This is a genomic window from Planomonospora sp. ID67723 (genome assembly GCF_015711605.1).
Classification (GTDB): Bacteria; Actinomycetota; Actinomycetes; order Streptosporangiales; family Streptosporangiaceae; genus Planomonospora_A.
Genome location: NZ_JABTEZ010000002.1, coordinates 1,835,737 through 1,853,247, shown reverse-complemented (window position 1 = coordinate 1,853,247; position 17,511 = coordinate 1,835,737). Strand labels below are relative to the sequence as shown.

Here is a 17,511-nt window from a genome sequence, read left to right as displayed (position 1 = left end):
CGGGCGGAGCGGGGGCGCCCCCGCTCCGGAACCCGGTCGCGGCCCTGCGGCACCGCCCGGGGCGTCAGGGAAGGCAGCCGACGTGCGCGAGGGCCTGCTTCAGCAGGACGCCCTGCCCGCCGGTCATCTCCTGCTGCACCAGCGGCGACGCGGCCTCCTGCGGGGTGAACCAGACGAGGTCGAGGGCGTCCTGGCGGGGGCGGCAGTCCCCCGCGACCGGGACGACGTACGCCAGCGAGACCGCGTGCTGCCGGGGGTCGTGGTACGGCGTCACGCCCTGCGTCGGAAAGTACTCGGCGATGGTGAACGGCTGCGGAGAGGCCGGAACCTGGGGCAGCGCCACGGGGCCGAGGTCCTTCTCCAGATGGCGCATGAGCGCGTCGCGGACGCGTTCATGGTGGAGCACCCGCCCGGACACGAGGGCGCGGCTGACCTTCCCGCCCGATCCGATGCGCAGCAGCAGGCCGACCCGCGTGACCACTCCGGCCTCGTCGACCCGCACGGGCACGGCGTCGATGTAGAGGATCGGCATCCGCGCGCGCGTCGCCTCCAGCTCGTCGGGAGTGAGCCAGCCGGGCGAGGTTTCGGTCATTTCGGTCATTGAACGATCGTACTTCGCGGCCGTCTCGGAGACACGACCGCTCCTGGAACCGGAACGGGGAGACGGACCGATGCCCGGCGCGGATCGCCGGGGAGGCGGCTCGTCAAGAGCCGCCTCCCCGGCGGGCGCCCGCCCCCGCCCCGGCCGGTGCGCCCGGTCAGGGGTGGGCGATGAACCGGCCGAAACGACCCCGGTGGTACAGCAGGGGACGGCCCGGGCCGCGCACGGCCGCCTCGGCGACCAGGCCCACGACCAGGACGTGGTCGCCCACGTCGGCCGTCTCGTACGGCAGGCAGACCAGGTGCGCGGAAACGTCCTCCAGCAGCGGCGCCCCGAGCGGACCGGGACGCCACCGGGTGGGGGCGGCGAACCGGTCGAGGCCCTTGCTGGCGAAGCGCGCGGCCAGCTCGGCCTGGTCGCTGGCCAGGATGTTGACCGCGAAGTGGTCGGCCTGACGCAGCCAGGGCCAGGTGGAGGAGCCCCGGTCGACGTAGAAGGAGACCAGGGGCGGGTCCAGGCTGACCGAGGAGAACGAGGTCGCGGTCAGCCCGACGGGCACGCCCTGGCTCTGCGCGGTGACCACGACGACGCCCGCGGCGTGCACGGCCAGGGCCTGCCGGAAGGCGCCGCCGTCCACGGACCGGCCCGCACCGTCGTCCGAGGACCGGCCGGCACCGTGCTCCGCGGGCAGGCCCCGCAGGTCGGCCGGGAGGGTCTCCGTCATGTTCCCGCTCCTTCCCTGATCACCGCGGCCGCCTGCGGGGCGATCCGGTCGGCCCACCGCGTGAGCGCCCGGCCGAGATCGGGGAGCTCGGATTCCGGCAGCGCCAGCCCGGGGGTGGGCACGTGGGCGCCGAGCTCGACCAGGACGGGCCGGAGATGGAGCTCGACGGCCAGGGCGTGCCGGGGATCGCCCATGACCAGCAGCGGCAGTGCCACGGTCCCGGCCAGCGCGCCGCCGGGGAGCCGGTCGAGGAACACCTTGAGCAGGCCGGTATAGGTGGCCTTGTAGGTGGGGCTGGCCACCACGAGCACGTCGGCCCCCGCGACCAGTTCCAGTGCCACCTCCACGCCTGCGGACGGGCCGGGCGTCAGCAGGTGCGGTCCCAGCGCCGACAGGTCCACCACCTCGGGGGGCCCGTCGTGTCCGATCCGCCGCCCGACCTCCTCGGCCGCGGCCACGGCCACGGCCCGTGTCCTGGAGTCCGCGCGGGGGTTTCCGACCAGTGCGACGAGGGAGCCCGTCGGCGGGCCGCCCGGCCGCCGCCGGCCGCCGGTCACCGGGATGCTCACGAGACCACCGCCGCGTCGAGCCGCCCGGCCGCCACGGGCCGCGCGTGGCGGGAGGCGGGCCGGGCCAGGCCGTAGTTCTCGCGCAGGGTCCGGCCCTCGTACTCGGTCCGGAACAGGCCCCTGATCTGCAGTTCCGGCACGACGTGCTCGACGAAGTCCTCCAGGCCGCCGGGCAGGACCGGCGGCATGATGTTGAACCCGTCGGCCGCGCCCCCGGTGAACCAGACCTGGATCTCGTCGGCGATCTGCTCGGGCGTGCCGGCCACGACCCGGTGCCCCCGCCCGCCCGCCAGGCGGGCGAGGAGCTGCCGGACGGTGAGGTTCTCCCGGCGGGCGAGGTCGATGACCAGCTTGCGGCGGCTCTGCGCTCCCTCCGTCTCGGCCGAGACGTCGGGCAGCGGCCGGTCCAGCGCGTCGTGCGACAGTTCGATGCCGACCATGTGCGAGAGCTGGGCCAGGCCGTACGCGGGGATGATGAGATCCTCCAGCTCCTTCTCCAGCCGGAGCGCCTCCCGCTCGGTGGAACCGATGATCGGGGAGATGCCGGGCAGGATCAGCAGCTCGTCCTCGTGCCTGCCGTACCGGGCCAGCCGGCCCTTGAGATCGGCGTAGAACTCCTGCCCCTCGGCCAGGGTCTGCTGGGCGGTGAAGACGGCCTCGGCATGCCGGGCGGCGAACTCCTTGCCGTCCTCCGAGGAACCTGCCTGCACCAGGAGCGGGTGCCCCTGCGGCGGGCGGGAGGTGTTCAGCGGGCCGCGGACCCGGAAGTGGACCCCGTCGTGGTCGAGGGCGTGGATCTTCCCGGTGTCGGCGTAGACGCCCGTTCGGCGGTCGCCGACGACGGCGTCGTCCTCCCAGCTGTCCCAGAGCTTGGTGACCACCTCCAGGAACTCGGTGGCCCTGGCGTAGCGGTCGGCGTGCGCGGGGCGTTCGACGCCGAAGTTGCGCGCCTCGGCCTCTCCGGCGGAGGTGACGATGTTCCATCCGGCCCGGCCGCCGCTGATGTGGTCCAGTGAGGCGAACTTGCGGGCCACGTGGAACGGTTCGTTGTAGGTGGTGGAGACGGTCGCGATCAGGCCGATGTGGTCGGTGACCGCGGCCAGTGCCGACAGCAGCGTGAGGGGTTCGAGCCCGCCGAGCGCGTTGTGCCGGACGTCGCCCTGCAGGGCGAGGCCGTCGGCGAGGAAGAGCGAGTCGAGCCGGCCGCGCTCGGCGATCCGGGCCAGCTGCTGGTAGTGCCGGACGTCGCTCAGCCGGGCGGGCTCGGTGCGCGGATGGCGCCAGGCCGCCTCGTGGTGGCCGACGCCCATGAGGAAGGCGTTCAGGTGCAGCGTGCGGGTGGGCATCAGGTGGTCCTCCACGTCGAGAAGCGGCGCTCCACGCTGAGCAGGAGCAGGTTGAACAGCAGGCCGAGGGCGGAGATCGTGATGATCCCGGCGTACATGTCGGGGATGCGGAAGCTGAACTGCGCGTCCTGGATGAGGTAGCCGAGCCCGGCCTTGGCCCCGACCATCTCGGCGAAGATCAGTACGAGGATGGAGTAGGCGCCCGCCAGCCGGATGCCGGTGAAGATGGTCGGTACGGCCGCCGGGAGGATCACCTTCTGGAACAGCCTGAACGGGCCGAGGCCCATGGACCGGGCCGACTTGATCAGCAGCGGTTCCACGGTCTTGACGCCGCTGACGGTGTTCAGCAGGATCGGCCAGGCGCAGGCGTAGAACACGAAGACGATCTTCGAGGTCTCCCCCAGGCCGAAGATCAGGATGAAGACCGGCAGCAGGGCCACGGCCGAGGTGTTGCGGAACAGCTCCAGCACCGGGCTGAGGAAGTCGGCGAGCGGCCGGTACCAGCCGATGGCCAGGCCGAGCGGGATGGCCAGCGCGATGGCCAGGCCGAACCCGGACAGGGACCGGAGCAGTGAGGCCTGGAAGTGTTCCGGCAGCTGCCCGCCGAGCAGCAGGTCGTACCAGGCGAGCAGGACCTCCGACAACGGCGGCACGAACACCGGGTCGACCGCTCCGGTGCGGGGCAGCGCCTCCCAGGCGCCGGCCAGCAGCACGATCGCCAGCGACCGGTTGGCCGCCGCGGCCAGCCGCGGCACCGCCGGAGTTCGCGTCCTTCCCGTGACCTTGAAGAAGTTGGTGGCCCTGTCGTCGGCGGTGGGCGCGTCGCCCCGCGCGGCCCCGGCCCCCGGGGCCGTTGCCCGGGGGGGTTCGCCTCCGGGAGCCTGGGCCCCGGACGCGGTGAGAGTGTCAGCCAATGGTCCGCTCCTGTTCCTGGGCCACGGCGACCTCGTCGCGCAGCAGGGTCCAGATGTGGTGGCGGTACTCGCCGAAGCGCGGGTCCGCGCGCAGGTCGCCCTCGCGCGAGTCGAACGCCACGTCGAGGACCTGCTTGATCCGGCCGGGCCTGGAGGTCATCACCGCGACCCGCTGTCCCAGGTAGACGGCTTCGTCGATGCCGTGGGTGATGAACACGACGGTCTTGTTCGTCTTCTCCCAGATGCGCAGCAGCTCCTCCTGCAACGACTCACGGGTCTGGGCGTCCAGCGCGGCGAACGGCTCGTCCATCAGCAGCACGTCCGGGTCGAAGGCCAGGCTGCGGGCGATGGCCACGCGCTGGCGCATGCCGCCCGACAGCTCGTGCGGGTACCGCTGCCCGAAGCCGTCCAGCCCGACCAGGTCCAGGTAGTGCCGGGCCCGATCCTGCCGCTCCTTCTTCGGTACGGCCTTGGCCTCCAGCCCGAAGGCGATGTTGTCCAGCGCCGTGCGCCACGGGAACAGGGCGTACTGCTGGAAGACGATTCCCCGGTCCAGACCGGGGCCGGTGATCTCCCTGCCGTCGATGAGGATGCGCCCGGTGGTCGGGGCGGTGAGACCGGCGACCAGGTCGAGCAGGGTGGATTTGCCGCAGCCGCTCGGCCCGACCAGGGTGAGGAACTCCCCCTCGCGCACGTCGAGGTCGATGCCCTCGACCGCGGTGAACGGCCGGTCGGCTCCCCTGACCCGGAAGACCTTGCCGACGTCCCGGATCGCGATTTTCGGCGGGCCCGCGGCGCGGCGCCCGGATCCGGCGGCCTCGGGGACGGGAACGGCGGATCGCCCGGCGGTGCTCCCCGCGAGGTCCTCCTGCCCGGGGACGGCCCGGCCGGCGACGCTCTGTTCGGCGGTGTGCAGGCTCACGAGGTGCTCCCGGAGGCGAAGGGGTTGAACTCGTTGGTGTAGAGGTCGGACGCCTTGACCTGGCCGGCTCTGATCTCGCCCTCGCGCTCCAGCCAGTCGACCCAGGTCTGGAACTCCTTGGCGTCGATCACGCCGCCCTTGCCGTGCACGCCGCTGCTCTTCCAGAAGCCGACGGTCGCGGCGTCCTCGTTGCGCCCGCGCTTGGCGATGATCTCCTTGTACGTGGCGATCACCTCCTCGCGGGAGTGGGTCTGGGTCCATTCGACGGCCTTGGCGAAGGCCTCGACGAACTTCTTGGTCGTGTTGGGGTTGCGCGCGATGAAGTCCTGGCGGAGCACGATGCTGCCCGCCGTGAAGGAGCCGAACAGGTCGATGTCCTTGAACAGGGGGTGGATGCCACCGCGCTCCAGGGCCTTGTCGCGCAGGACGCCCGACAGCGCGGCCACGTCGATCTGGCCCTGGCGCAGGGCCTGCTCGGTGTTGACCGGCGGCACGACGACCAGCTCGACCTTGCCGATCTCCTCCGGGGTGAGGCCGCCGCGCTTGAGGTACTCCTTGAGCACGGCTTCCAGGTGGGCGCCGAGGGTGTTGACCCCGATCTTCTTGCCGATCAGGTCGCGGGGCCCCGTGATCGGCGACCCGTCCGCGACGTAGTAGCCGATGAAGCTGTCCTCGTCGCTTCCGTAGTAGCCGACCACGGCCTTGATCGGCGCCTTGGCGGCGGCGAGCTTGACGATGGCGCCGTTGAAGGCGCCGCCGAAGTCGGTCTGACCGGTGGCGGCCGACTGGATGTCCTGCGGGCCGGAGATGGTGTTGCCGACCCACTTGAGCTTGATGTCACCGAGGTAGCCCAGATGCTCGGCCAGCTCGGGGAAGGTGACGGCGCCGACGCCGCCCTGGTAACGCAGCTCGGTCACCTCGAGCCCTCCGGGCTTGGCGGCTCCGGAGGCGGAGCCGCAGGCGGCCAGAGAGAAGGCCAGCAGGACGGAGGCGAAGATGTGCCTGGTTCTGATCACGGAAGTAGTCCTCGTGCAGGAAGAAAGGGCATGCCTGCGCGGCGCCGTGCCGCGGGCGGAGCATGCCGGGGGAACGATTTCGCGAAGGGGACGTGGACGCCGTCGGCCACGCGAGGCGGGAGAGCCCGGGCGCGGCGGGTCACCGGCCGCGCCTTCACCGGGTGGGGAACGTCAGAGATCCGCGATCAACGACACTGCGCGCTGGCGACGTGGCAGAAGTCCACGTGCGGGCGTCGGGTCAGGTAAAGCCCCTGTCTCATGACTCGAACCTACGACCCTGCCGTCACAAAGTCAACATTACCTACTGGCTTTGCATGAAATATGATCGGAGTCGCTCCCCGCACTCAGGCGGGGGAACGCCGTCTTCCACGGGCTCGGTGGATCAGCGAAGGGGACGGCGGGACCCGGATCGGAGGACGCCTCCCGGCAGGACCTTCGGCCCTGCGTCCGGCCGCGGGCCCGGATCACCGGGCGCGGGAGGCGGCCCGGATCTCACCCGGCGGCCGGGGCCGGAGAGAGCGCGGAGACCACCGTCGCCTCCAGGACGCCCGCGGCGTCGCCCGGGGAGAGCCTGCCGGCCTCGGTCTCGGAGGCGGCGGCGTGCAGGAGGCTGTAGACGGTGGCGACCAGCCAGTCGCGCGGGAGGTCGGCGCGGATGGTGCCGTCGTGCTGCCCCCGCTCGACCAGCGCGCCGATGGTGGCCAGCGGCTCGTCGTGCCGGGCACGCATGCGCTCCGGGCCGAGGACGCGGACGGCCGCGGCGTGCAGACTCCGGTAGCGGTCCAGGACCTGCCAGCACGAGCGGACCACCCCGGCCAGCGCATCCCTGGCGGGCGGGCCCTCCACCGGGACGGCCGCCAGGACGGCGCGCACGTCCTCGATGGCGCGAGCCATCACCTCTTCGAGCAGCTCCTCCCGGGAGGGGAAGTGGCTGTAGAGGGTGACCCGGCCGACTCCGGCGGTGCGGGCGATGTCGGCCATGGTGGCGTCGGCGTCGCTGCGGAAGGCGACGAGAGCGGCTTCGACGATGGCGGTGATGCTCCGCTCGGCATCGGCCCGGCGCCGGGTGCGGGAGCCGGCGCCGGGGACGACGCCGGTGTGGTCGGTGGCCATGGGGCAAGCGTACGGCCTGCTCAGTGGGCGAAGATCGGACCGTCGGTCGCCGGAGGCCGTCCCTTGGGCAGGACCACCGCGGCGATCACCGCGACGGCGGCCGCGCCGATCGCCGCCGCCCGGTAGGCGTCGGCGAATCCGCCGGCCTGCGCGGCGCCGACACCGGTCGCGGCGAGGGTGGAGATGACCGCGACGCCGAGGCCGGCCCCCAGCTCGTGTCCGGTGTTGACCAGCCCCGACACGACACCGGCCTCGTGGCGGGCGACGTGGGCCATGGCGGTGGTGGTGGCGGTGACGAACGCGGCGCCGAGTCCCAGGGCGGCCAGCGCGAACCCGGGCTCCACGTCGACCAGCACGTCGGGCCGTACCGGCAGGCGCGACAGCAGCGCCATCCCGGCGGCGGTGAGAGCGAAGGCGAGGACGGCGACGACCCGGCCGCCGACCCGGACGACCAGGCGGGCGCCGAGGTGGGCGCCGATCACCGTGGCGACGGCCACCGGCAGGAACGCCAGGCCGGTCTCCAGGGCGGACAGGCCCGCGACGCGCTGCAGGTACTGGGAGGTGAGGAAGAAGGCCGCCAGCAGCAGCCCGGACGCGGCCAGCATGACGACGTTGCCGGCGACGACCGGGCGCCGGGCGAGCAGTTCGAGCCGGACCAGCGGCGCCGGAGCACGCCGCTCGACCGCGGCGAAGACCCCGGCCAGGACCAGCCCGGCGCCCAGCGCGGCAAGGGTCCACGGATCGCTCCAGCCGGTGTCCCCGGCCCGGACCAGGCCGTAGACGGCCGCCGCCGTCGCCGCGGTGACCAGTGCCGCGCCGGGCAGGTCCAGGCGTCCGCCGGAGGCCGTCGCCGGACCCGCGGCCACCAGGCGGGGCAGTACCGCGGCGACAAGCACGCCGACCGGGACGTTGACGAAGAACACCCACTGCCAGCCGGGACCCGAGGTGAGCACTCCGCCGATCAGGACGCCCGCGGCCGCGCCACCTCCGCCGATCGCCGCCCACACGCCGAGTGCGCGGTGCCGCTCGGGACCGTGGAAGGTGGTGGTCACGATCGACAGCGCCGACGGCGACAGCAGCGCGGCGCCCGCGCCCTGGGCGGCCCGCGCGGCGATGAGCACCGGGCCGGAGCCGGTCAGGCCCGCCACCAGCGAGGCCAGTGTGAACACGACCAGGCCCGCCAGGAAGATCCGGCGGCGGCCGTACAGGTCCGACAGCCGGCCGCCGAGCAGCATCAGGCCGCCGAAGCAGAGCGTGTAGGCGGTGACGACCCAGGTCGCGGCGGACCGGTCGAGGGACAGGTCGGCGCCGACGGCGGGCAGGGCGATGTTCACCACAGTGATGTCGAGGATCACCATGAACTGCGCGAGGCACAGTACGGCCAGGGCCGGCCAGCGGCGGGAGCCGGCCGGGGGGTGGTGAGGGGTCGCCTCGGGATGAGCCGTGGAGTGAGCCACAAGGATCTCCTTCTAACCCGAACAGATGTGTTCGGGTTAGAAGGTAACATAAACCGAACAGAAGTGTTCGGACTGTTTCGCGGTCTAGCGCCGGGACCGCGGCGCCGCCAGACCGGCGAGGCGGAGGTCCGTCGGCGTCCCGGCAAGCGGCTGGAGGATCACCACCTGCAGATCCGGGGCCTCCGCGGGGTGGAGGACGATCTGGTTCAGCAGCAGCGTGCCCGCCTCGGGGTGCCGGATCTCCTTGGTGATGCCGCCGGCCCGGCGGCTGACCTCACGCTCGTCGAGCCAGGCGTCCGCCTCCGGGAACCGCCCGCGCAACCGCGCCAGCAGGCGGGCCATCCGCTCGTCGGGGCGGCGCGCGAAGCTCTCCCTCAGCTCCCCCAGCATCCGCCGGGCATGGTGCTCCCAGCCCACCGTGAACACGCGGATGTCCGGGGAGGCGAACATCAGCCAGGCGACGTTGCGGTCCTCCGGGGACTGGTCGGAGTAGCGGTAGAGCGCGTCGGCGGCGGCGTTCCAGGCGCGCAGGTCCCAGCAGCCGTCCATGATGACGGCGGGGGCGGGGTCCTGGGCGTGGATCAGATCCAGCAGGTGCCCGGACACATCGCCCGATCCCGCCGGCCCCTCCGGCGGCTGCTGCCCCGCCATGCGGAACAGGTAGCCCGTCGCCGCGTCGTCGAGCCTGAGGGTCCGCGCGATGGCCGCGAGCACCTCCGGCGACGGGTTGATGTCACGGCCCTGCTCCAGCCAGGTGTACCAGGTGATCCCCACACCCGACAGCAGCGCCACCTCCTCCCGGCGCAACCCGGGCGCCCGGCGGCGCAACCCCGGCGCCAGGCCCACCTCCTGCGGTGTCAGCCCGGCGCGCCGCGTCCGCAGGAAGTTCGCCAGCGCCGTCCGGCGCACCTCCTCCACCGGCGCCGTCCGGCGCACCTCGCCCACCGGCGCCGTCCGGCGCACCTCGCCCACCGGCGCCGTCCGGCGCACCTCGTTCATCCGCGGCTCCCTGGTAGTCGCACTAACAGTATCGAGGGGATCTGTCAGCCCCCGCGCGCGGCGGCCAGGGTGGTCACACGACCTCCGATCTGGAACGAAAGGACATCTCGTGCCCAGCATCTCTGCCCGGCGCCGGTTGAAGACCATCCTGACCGCGGCGGCCCTCGCGTCCGTCCTCGCCCCGGCGCCGGCGGCCTCGGCCGCCACGCCCGACGTCATCGAGGGCCGGGCGCCGAGCCTGCACCCGGAGGGCGTGGCCTACGACCCGACCCGCGGCGCCTACCTCGTCAGCTCCCTGCGGCACGGGACCGTGTCGGTCGTGCGGCCGGACGGCTCGGTCCGCACTCTGGTGGACGACCCGGCGCTGATCTCCGCCATCGGCATCCAGGTGGACGCCGCCCGGCGCAGGCTCCTGGTCGCCAATGCCGACCCCGGAATGGGCGTGCGGACCTCCCCCGGCACCCAGGGGCGCCTCGCCGGCCTGGGGATCTACGACCTGGCGTCGGGCCGGCGGACCGGCTACGTCGATCTCGCCGAGGTCGCCGGCGACAGCGCGCGGCACTTCGCCAACGACCTGGCGGTCGCGCCCGACGGCACGGTGTACGTCACCGACTCCTTCGCGCCCATCGTCTACCGGGTCCCGACGCGGGGCGAGGCCTCGGTCCTCCTGCGTGACCGGCGGCTCAGCGGCGGCGACGGCTTCGGCGCCAACGGCATCGCCTGGCGGGACGGGCACCTGCTGATCGGCAAATACGACGACGGCACGCTGTGGCGGGTCCCGGTGCGACGGCCCGGCGCGCTGCGGCAGGTTCGGCTCGACCGGGCGCTGCCCGGCGCCGACGGCATCGTGCTGCGGCGCGACGGCTCACTGGTGGTGGTGACCAACAAGGTCGCCGCGTCCGGGACCGACGCGGTCTTCACCGTCCGGCCCTCGGCCGGCTGGTCACGCGCCACGGTGACCGGCGAGCGGGCCTGGCCCGACCAGGCCCCGACCACCGCCGCCGTGCGGCCCGACGGGTCGGTCCACGTGCTGAGCGGCCGGCTGGACCTGCTGTTCGCCGGCATCACCACCGACACCTTCACCCTGCGGAAGCACTGACGTAGCACCCGGCGGGTGCCGCCCGTTACCCGCGCAGGCTCGGCTGGGCCGCACCGGCGACCCGATCCACCGCCCCGGTGGACTCGCGCACGACGAGGTTGGTCTCCAGCCGGGCCAGCGCCGGCGTCTCCGAGTCCCCGGCGTTGACGGCCGCCAGCAGCAGGTCGACCGCCATCCGCCCGGCGGCCGCGGTCGGCATCGTGATCGTCGTCAGCTTCGGCCTGTTCAACCGGGCCGGCAGGCTGTCGTCGACGCCGATCACACTCACGTCGCCGGGCACGTCCAGACCGCGCTCACGCAGCCCCTCGATCAGGCCCAGCGCGACCAGGTCGTTGTAGCACAACACCCCGCTCACCCCCGACCCGGCGACCGCGGACGCCGCCGCCAGCCCGCCCTGCTCGTTCGGCTCGTTCGGGCCCTGGAGCATCAGCTCGACGCCGAACTCGGCCGCGGCGGCGGTGGCGGCGGCGTGCATCTCCTCGCTGGTCCACGAGCCGGCCGGCCCCGACAACAACGCCACCCGCCGATGACCCAACCCCGCCAGATGACCCACCGCCGCCCGCACCCCCTGACCCACATCCATCAACACCGTCGCCAACCCCTTCACCCGACGGTTCACCACCACAAACGGCACCTGCGCCCGAAGCCGCTCGATCACCCGGTTCGACAACCGCGGACTGCACAACAACACCCCGTCCACCTGCTTGCACAACATCTCGATCAACTCCTGCTCCAACACCGGATCCTCATCGGTATCGGCCACGAACACGTGATAATCCCGCTCCCGCGCCTGCGCCTGCGCCGCCTTGATCAACGGAGGAAAGAACGGATTGGCGATATCCGCCACGATCAACCCCAGATTGTGCGTCCGCCCCGTCGTCAACGCCCGCGCCGCCCGATTCGGCCGATACCCCAACCCCTCCGCCACCGCCAGCACCCGGTTCCGCGTCTCCGCATTCACCAGATGCGGCGCCGAAAACGTCCGCGACACCGTCGAGACATGCACCCCCGACGCCCGCGCCACATCCCTGATCGTCACCGCCATGGCACACCTCCATCTGCTCTCAAGTGGCGGGCGAGCCAGCCGAAGACCCGCTCCTGAGCCGGGATGCCGAAGCAGTGCCCCGTGTCGGCGAACACGCCCGTGTAGCCCGCCGGGGCCCGCCGGTAATGTGCCGTGATCATCGCATGGGCACGACGCATCCCGTCCGCCGGAAGGATCGCGTCGCGCTCGCCGTACCAGACCAGCAACGGCCGGGGGGCCGCGCAGGCCACCAGGTCGGGCAGGTCGCACAGCCTTGACAGGCCCGGAGGGTACAACATCCAGGTGTGACTCGCGACGTACCCGTCCAGCAGGTCACGGTAGGAGGAGACCATCGCGATCACGGCGACCGCCGCCATGCCGGGATCGAAGGCGCCGAGCAGGGCCGCGCGCAGGCCGCCGCCGGACAGCCCGGCGCAGCCGACGGGCCCGGTGTCGGGGCGGGAACGCAGATAGGCGGCCGCGGCCAGGTCCTCACCCGCGACGACGCCCGCGTACGAGGTGCCGAGCACGGTGCAGTACTTGGCCAGCACGTGCTCGTGCCGGGCGGCCGCGGCGTCGTAGCGGTCGGCCTCACCCACCCCGGGCTCGGGGTTCCCGCGCACGTTCTCCGGCATGTCGGCGAGCGGGATCCTGCGGCTGCCCCAGCCCAGCACGTCGGGCACCAGTACGGTGAACCCGCGCGCGGCCAGTTCCCCGGCCCAGGCCCTGCCGTCGTAGAGCGCGGTCCGCAGCCGGGCCACTTCGGCGGAGTGGCCTTCCGGGCCGTCGGCGATCTTCTCCTTGCCCGCCCACTTCATCCCGGCGTGGCAGTGCAGCGCGAGGACTCCCGGCAGCACCGCGTCGCCCGCCTCGCGGGGGCGCAGCACGTAGGCGCGGGTCCTGGGGCCGAACCCGACGTCCCAGGAGACCTCCTCCCCGGACAGCTCGCCCGCCTTCCAGGTCCGCTCGGTGCGCACGTCCGCCGCGGTCAGCTCGAGGACGCCCAGCAGGTCGCGTGCCCGCTCGCGCAGCCCGGGACCGGGCGGGGGGAACAACCCGCGCTGCGCCGCGGCGATCCCGGCGAGAGCGGAGAACTCTCCGAGGTGCCGCAGGCGGCGCGGCTCTCCGGCAGAAGCGGAGTCGGACGGCACGACTCAGCGGTCCGACATGCGGGTGCCGCCGTCGGTCAGGTGGACGGGCCGGCCGGTACGGATGGACTCGTTGGCCGAGGCTCCGACCATGACGCTGCGGATCCCGTCGAGGTAGCCGGCCTGCCGGGCCAGCGGGTCGTCGCCGGGCCCGCGGAAGACGTCGTCCAGCAGCAGCCGGTCGCCGCCGCCGTGACCGCCCTCGCCCTGCTCGATCGGGATCTCCCGGGCCTCCTGCCAGTGCTGGTGCAGGGTGAGCTTCTCCCAGGCGCCCGCCGCGTGCTCCTTGGAGGCCGCGGTCGGGTCGATCGCTGCGTGCGGCGGAGTCCAGGCCCGCTCGCACACCTCCAGTTCGATCCGCCCGCCGGTGCCGTTGAAGACGACACGGTAGCCCTCGTAGGGCGCGTGCGCGTTGAGCGAGTAGGTGAGCACAGCCCGGTTGTCGTAACGGACCAGGACCGCCATGTTGTCCTCGATGGTGACGCCCTCGGCGAAGACGTCCTGGTCGCGGATGTAGCCGTCCTCGTGCTCGGCGTCCAGGTAGAGGCGCTTGAGCCGGGGGTCGGCGGAGATGTCCAGGATGAACGGGTCGGTGCCGAGGCCCGGTGCGCCCTGGCCGCGCTCGGGCCGCGGGTCGAGGCCGCGGGCCTTGGCGTTCTCCGCGCCGTAGAAGCGCAGGTCTCCCTGGGCGTACACGCTCTCCGCCGTGGCCGCCAGCCACCAGTTGACCAGGTCGAAGTGGTGGGTGGACTTGTGCACCAGCAGGCCTCCGGAGCTGGCCTTGTCGCGGTGCCAGCGGCGGAAGTAGTCGGCGCCGTGGATGGTGTCCAGCGCCCAGTCGAAGTGCACGGAGGTGATCTCGCCGATCGCGCCGTCCATGATGAGGCGGCGGACCGCGGAGTTGCGGGGCGAGTAGCGGTAGTTGAAGGTGACGACCAGGGAGCCGGTGCTCCGCTCGGCGGCGGCGGCGATCGCGGCGCACCCCTCGGCGTCGGTCGTCAGCGGCTTCTCCACGATGACGCGCTTGCCCGCCTCCAGCGCCGCGACGACGTAGTGGGCGTGCGTGGCGTCCACGGTGGCGACGACCACCGCGTCGCACAGTTCGAGCATCTTCTCGAAGTCGTCCGGCGCGAAGCAGGGCACCGGCGCGCCGATCCGCTCGGCGTAGAAGTCCATGCGGGTCCGGTTGGCGTCGCACAGGGCGACGACGGTGCCGGTGTCCCGCCAGTCGCCGAGCAGCGCGTCGACGTACATCTGGGCGCGGTGGCCGAGCCCGACGAATGCGTATCTCATCTCTTCTCCCCGATGGTGCGCCGTACGGCTCGCGCGCTCCCGCAACGAGCCGTACGGCAGTCTTAGGGTGTCTCCCCGGTGGCGGTCAGCCGGCGATGGCCGCGTTGGCCGCGTTGAGGAGCTCGGTGGCCGCGTCGTCGGCGCTCTGCTGGCCGGAGGTCACCGCCTCGGAGTAGCGCCGGACGATGTCCTCCATCTTCGAGCCGCCCTTCGGCGGGACCTCCGCCGTGGCCAGCTCGCTCTTGATCGAGTCGACGAAGGCCAAGACCTGCTGGTCGGCCGGGGGCAGCTTGTCCTTGACCGTGGCGAGGACCTTGGAGTTGATCGGCAGACCGCGGTCGCTGAGCAGGATGCCGGCGGCCTCGGGGTCGTTGACCAGGTAGTCGATGAACTTCTGGGCCTCGGCCGGGTGCTCGGTCTTGCTGGAGGCGGTCCAGTGCATGGCGGGCTGGAGGAACATGCCGTGGGTGGAGGCTCCCTCCGCCTTGGGGAGGCGGAGCATGGTCAGCTCGGAGCCGGACACCTTGCTCAGGGTGCCGAGCTGGTTGCTCCACCACATGCCGAGCGCGCCCTTGTTGGTGCCGATCAGCGACTGCTCCACGCCGGCGGCGGCGATCTCGGCCATCTTCGCGGCGTCGGGCGAGCCCTTGGTCTTGATCAGCTGGTCGAAGTTCGCCCACCAGGCCTTGATCGTCTCGGGGGTGACGCCGATCTTGCCGTTGTTGTAGAACTTCTCCCCGCGCTGCGCGGCGAACATGGACAGGTACACCTGGTTGAAGGTGTACTCCGTACCGAAGGTCGAACCGTCCCCGGCCTTGGTGATCTTCTCGGAGAGCTTGATGTAGTCGTCCCAGGTCCAGGTCTTGTCGTCCGGGAGCTCCTCGCCCGCCTTGTCGAGGACGGCCTTGTTGACGATCACTCCCATGACGTTGACGCCGGTGGGGATGGCGTACTGCTTGCCGCCGAAGCTGCCGGTGGAGAGCACCTGCTGGTCGAGGTCGGCGACGTTGACCTTGCCGGTGAGATCGGCGAGGGCGCCGCGGCCCGCGTACTCGGCCAGGCCGCGGATCTCCAGGGTCATGACGTCGGGCGCGTCGTTGGCCGCCACCTTGGTGGCCAGCGACTCGTAGTAGCTCGGCCAGTCGGAGAACTCGCCGACCACGTCGATGGTCGGGTTCTTCTTCTCGAACGCCGCGATCGCCTGCTCGGTGAGCTTCTGCCGGGCGTCGGAGCCCCAGTAGGAGAAGCGCAGCTTGACCTTGCCGTCGCCTTCGGCGGTGCCGCCGTCGCCGCTGCCGCAGGCCGCCAGGGTCATCGCGGCCGCCGCGAGCAGGGCCGCCGTCTTGAGAGAGCGCATCTCTCGGTCCTTCCTCTTGTTCGTTCTCAGGGGGGTTGAAGAGGACTACTTGAGACCCGTGGTCGCCATGCCACGGATCAGGTACTTCTGGCCGGCCAGGAAGAATCCGAAGATCGGCCCGAGCGCGATGATCGACATGGCGAACATCGGCCCCCACGACGACTCACCGGTGGAGTCCAGGAAGGTGCGCAGCGCCACCGGGACGGTGAAGTTGTCGGGGTTGTTCAGGTAGAGCAGCTGGCTGAAGAAGTCGTTCCACGTCCAGATGAACGTGAAGATCGCCGTGGTGGCCAGCGCGGGGGTGCAGAGCGGGAGGATGACGCGGAAGAACGTGCGCCAGTACCCGGCGCCGTCGATCGCGGCGGCCTCGTCGAGCTCCCGCGGGAGGGTCCGGATGAACTGGACCATCAGGAAGATGAAGAACGAGTCGTGGGCCAGGAACTTCGGCAGGATCAGCGGCCAGATCGTGTTGATCATGTCCAGCTGGGAGAACATGATGTACTGCGGCACGATCACCACGTGGAACGGCAGCATGATCGTGCCGAGCATGAGCGCGAACCAGAGCTTCTTCAGGGGGAAGTTCAGCCGGGCGAAGGAGTAGGCGGCCAGCGAGCAGGCGACCAGGTTTCCGACGACCGACAGCGCCGTGATGACCGCCGAGTTCCACAGGTAGTAGCCGAACGGATGGGCGAGCTCGTTCCAGCCCTCGGTGTAGTTGTCGAAGGTGATCGTGCTGGGGAGCAGACCCGGCTCCCGGAAGATCAGCTCCTCCGGCTTGAGGGAGCTGGAGACCATCCACAGCAGCGGGTAGAGCATGACCAGGCCGAAGCCGATCAGCATCAGGTGCTTGGCACCCCTGGAGACGCGGCGCCGGTACAGGACCGGATTCCGGCTATTTGCTGTCGCCATAGAAGACCCAATACTTGGACGCGAGGAAGTTGACCCCGGTCAGGCCGGCAATGATGATCACGAGCACCCAGGCCATCGCCGAGGCGTAGCCCATCTCGTACTCCTTGAACCCCTTCGAGTAGAGGTAGAGCGTGTAGAAGAGGGTGGAGTCGCTCGGGCCGCCCGTGCCGTTGCTCACGATGAACGACTGGGTGAACGACTGGAACGACTTGATCACTTCGAGCACGAGGTTGAAGAAGATGATCGGCGTGAGCAGCGGCAACGTGACCGACCTGAACTGCTGGACGGCTCCCGCGCCGTCGATCGAGGCGGCCTCGTAGTAGCTGCTCGGGATCTGCCGCAGGCCGGCCAGGAAGATGACCATCGGGGCGCCGAACGTCCAGACGTGCAGCAGGATCAGGGTGCCCAGCGCGGTGTCGGGGTTGTTGACGTAGCTGGTGCCCTGGATGCCGAACAGCGCGAGCACCGCGTTGACCAGGCCGTCCGCGCCGAAGATCTTCCGCCAGAGGATGGCGATCGCCACGCTGCCGCCCAGCAGCGAGGGCAGGTAGTAGATCGACCGGTAGAACGACAGGCCCCGCAGTCCGCGGTCCAGCAGCAGGGCCAGGGCGAGGGCGAAGCCGAGCTGGAGCGGCACCGAGACGACCACGTAGATCGTGGTGACCTTCAGCGAGGCCCAGAACCGCGGGTCCTCGGTGAACATCTTGACGTAGTTGTCCAGCCCGACCCATTTGGCCTCGTCGAGGAGGCTGTAGTCGGTGAAGGACAGGTAGAGCGATGCCACGATGGGGCCGACCGTGATCAGGAACAGGCCGAGGAACCACGGGGCGAGGAACAGGTGGGCCGTCCACGCCTCACGGCGGGAGCGGACGGTGGGCCGGGGGCGCCCACGCCCGCGCTTGGGAGCGGGAGCAGGGGCGGGAGCCGCGACCTCGGACTTCAGCGACAGAGAATCAACCACGGCGGAACCCCTGAGAGGACTGGGTTCCGACATCTCTTGATTCGGTCGTCATCACGGGA

Annotated in this window: 17 protein-coding genes; 1 reads left to right on the top strand and 16 read right to left on the bottom strand. The window is 71.5% G+C overall.

The window, feature by feature from the left end:
* Positions 1 to 64: 64 nt before the first annotated feature.
* From HS041_RS20865 to HS041_RS20820, 10 genes are all read right to left on the bottom strand, one after another.
* Complete coding sequence (locus HS041_RS20865) at positions 65 to 601, bottom strand: NUDIX hydrolase family protein (RefSeq protein WP_196442320.1); 537 nt, start codon at positions 599 to 601, stop codon at positions 65 to 67.
* Positions 602 to 758: 157 nt separating this feature from the next.
* On the bottom strand, positions 759 to 1,325 hold the full coding sequence (locus HS041_RS20860) for a flavin reductase family protein (RefSeq protein WP_196442319.1): 567 nt from the start codon (positions 1,323 to 1,325) through the stop codon (positions 759 to 761).
* Entirely contained in the window at positions 1,322 to 1,888 is a 567-nt protein-coding gene (locus HS041_RS20855; protein ID WP_307845411.1) for an NADPH-dependent FMN reductase, read from the bottom strand. Before HS041_RS20855 ends, HS041_RS20860 begins: the two co-directional genes overlap by 4 nt.
* Before the next feature lie 2 nt (positions 1,889 to 1,890).
* On the bottom strand, positions 1,891 to 3,240 hold the full coding sequence (locus tag HS041_RS20850) for an LLM class flavin-dependent oxidoreductase (protein WP_196442318.1): 1,350 nt from the start codon (positions 3,238 to 3,240) through the stop codon (positions 1,891 to 1,893).
* Complete coding sequence (locus HS041_RS20845) at positions 3,240 to 4,154, bottom strand: ABC transporter permease (RefSeq protein WP_230879159.1); 915 nt, start codon at positions 4,152 to 4,154, stop codon at positions 3,240 to 3,242. The genes HS041_RS20850 and HS041_RS20845 overlap by 1 nt, the downstream gene beginning before the upstream one ends.
* On the bottom strand, positions 4,147 to 4,932 hold the full coding sequence (locus tag HS041_RS20840; protein ID WP_196442622.1) for an ABC transporter ATP-binding protein: 786 nt from the start codon (positions 4,930 to 4,932) through the stop codon (positions 4,147 to 4,149). Before HS041_RS20840 ends, HS041_RS20845 begins: the two co-directional genes overlap by 8 nt.
* 140 nt (positions 4,933 to 5,072) lie before the next feature.
* Positions 5,073 to 6,092 carry an ABC transporter substrate-binding protein gene (locus HS041_RS20835; protein ID WP_196442317.1) on the bottom strand — a complete coding sequence of 340 codons (1,020 nt, stop codon included), beginning with the start codon at positions 6,090 to 6,092 and terminating at the stop codon, positions 5,073 to 5,075.
* Positions 6,093 to 6,584: 492 nt separating this feature from the next.
* Positions 6,585 to 7,205, bottom strand: a complete 621-nt coding sequence (locus HS041_RS20830) for a TetR/AcrR family transcriptional regulator (protein ID WP_196442316.1) — start codon at positions 7,203 to 7,205, stop codon at positions 6,585 to 6,587.
* 20 nt (positions 7,206 to 7,225) lie between these two features.
* Complete coding sequence (locus HS041_RS20825) at positions 7,226 to 8,662, bottom strand: MFS transporter (protein ID WP_307845385.1); 1,437 nt, start codon at positions 8,660 to 8,662, stop codon at positions 7,226 to 7,228.
* An 84-nt stretch (positions 8,663 to 8,746) separates the two neighbouring features.
* On the bottom strand, positions 8,747 to 9,661 hold the full coding sequence (locus HS041_RS20820) for a helix-turn-helix transcriptional regulator (RefSeq protein WP_196442315.1): 915 nt from the start codon (positions 9,659 to 9,661) through the stop codon (positions 8,747 to 8,749).
* Between the two features lie 109 nt (positions 9,662 to 9,770).
* On the opposite strand from HS041_RS20820, the gene HS041_RS20815 reads away from it, so the two are divergent.
* Positions 9,771 to 10,760, top strand: a complete 990-nt coding sequence (locus tag HS041_RS20815) for an SMP-30/gluconolactonase/LRE family protein (protein WP_196442314.1) — start codon at positions 9,771 to 9,773, stop codon at positions 10,758 to 10,760.
* Between the two features lie 25 nt (positions 10,761 to 10,785).
* Here HS041_RS20815 and HS041_RS20810 read toward each other — a convergent pair whose 3' ends face one another.
* From HS041_RS20810 to HS041_RS20785, 6 genes are all read right to left on the bottom strand, one after another.
* Complete coding sequence (locus HS041_RS20810) at positions 10,786 to 11,805, bottom strand: LacI family DNA-binding transcriptional regulator (protein ID WP_196442313.1); 1,020 nt, start codon at positions 11,803 to 11,805, stop codon at positions 10,786 to 10,788.
* Positions 11,796 to 12,935 (bottom strand): alpha/beta hydrolase family protein, encoded by a 1,140-nt coding sequence (locus HS041_RS20805; RefSeq protein WP_196442312.1) that lies wholly within the window; start codon positions 12,933 to 12,935, stop codon positions 11,796 to 11,798. Before HS041_RS20805 ends, HS041_RS20810 begins: the two co-directional genes overlap by 10 nt.
* A 3-nt stretch (positions 12,936 to 12,938) precedes the next feature.
* A complete protein-coding gene (locus tag HS041_RS20800; RefSeq protein ID WP_196442311.1) occupies positions 12,939 to 14,225 on the bottom strand; it encodes a Gfo/Idh/MocA family protein in 1,287 nt (428 codons plus the stop codon).
* 85 nt (positions 14,226 to 14,310) lie between these two features.
* Positions 14,311 to 15,582, bottom strand: coding sequence for an extracellular solute-binding protein (locus HS041_RS20795; RefSeq protein ID WP_196442310.1), 1,272 nt, complete (start codon positions 15,580 to 15,582; stop codon positions 14,311 to 14,313).
* Positions 15,583 to 15,627: 45 nt separating this feature from the next.
* Positions 15,628 to 16,491, bottom strand: coding sequence for a carbohydrate ABC transporter permease (locus HS041_RS20790; RefSeq protein WP_196442309.1), 864 nt, complete (start codon positions 16,489 to 16,491; stop codon positions 15,628 to 15,630).
* The gene (locus tag HS041_RS20785; RefSeq protein WP_307845384.1) at positions 16,475 to 17,452 is read right to left on the bottom strand and encodes a carbohydrate ABC transporter permease; all 978 of its coding nucleotides are present in this window, start codon (positions 17,450 to 17,452) and stop codon (positions 16,475 to 16,477) included. Before HS041_RS20785 ends, HS041_RS20790 begins: the two co-directional genes overlap by 17 nt.
* Between the last annotated feature and the right edge of the window lie 59 nt (positions 17,453 to 17,511).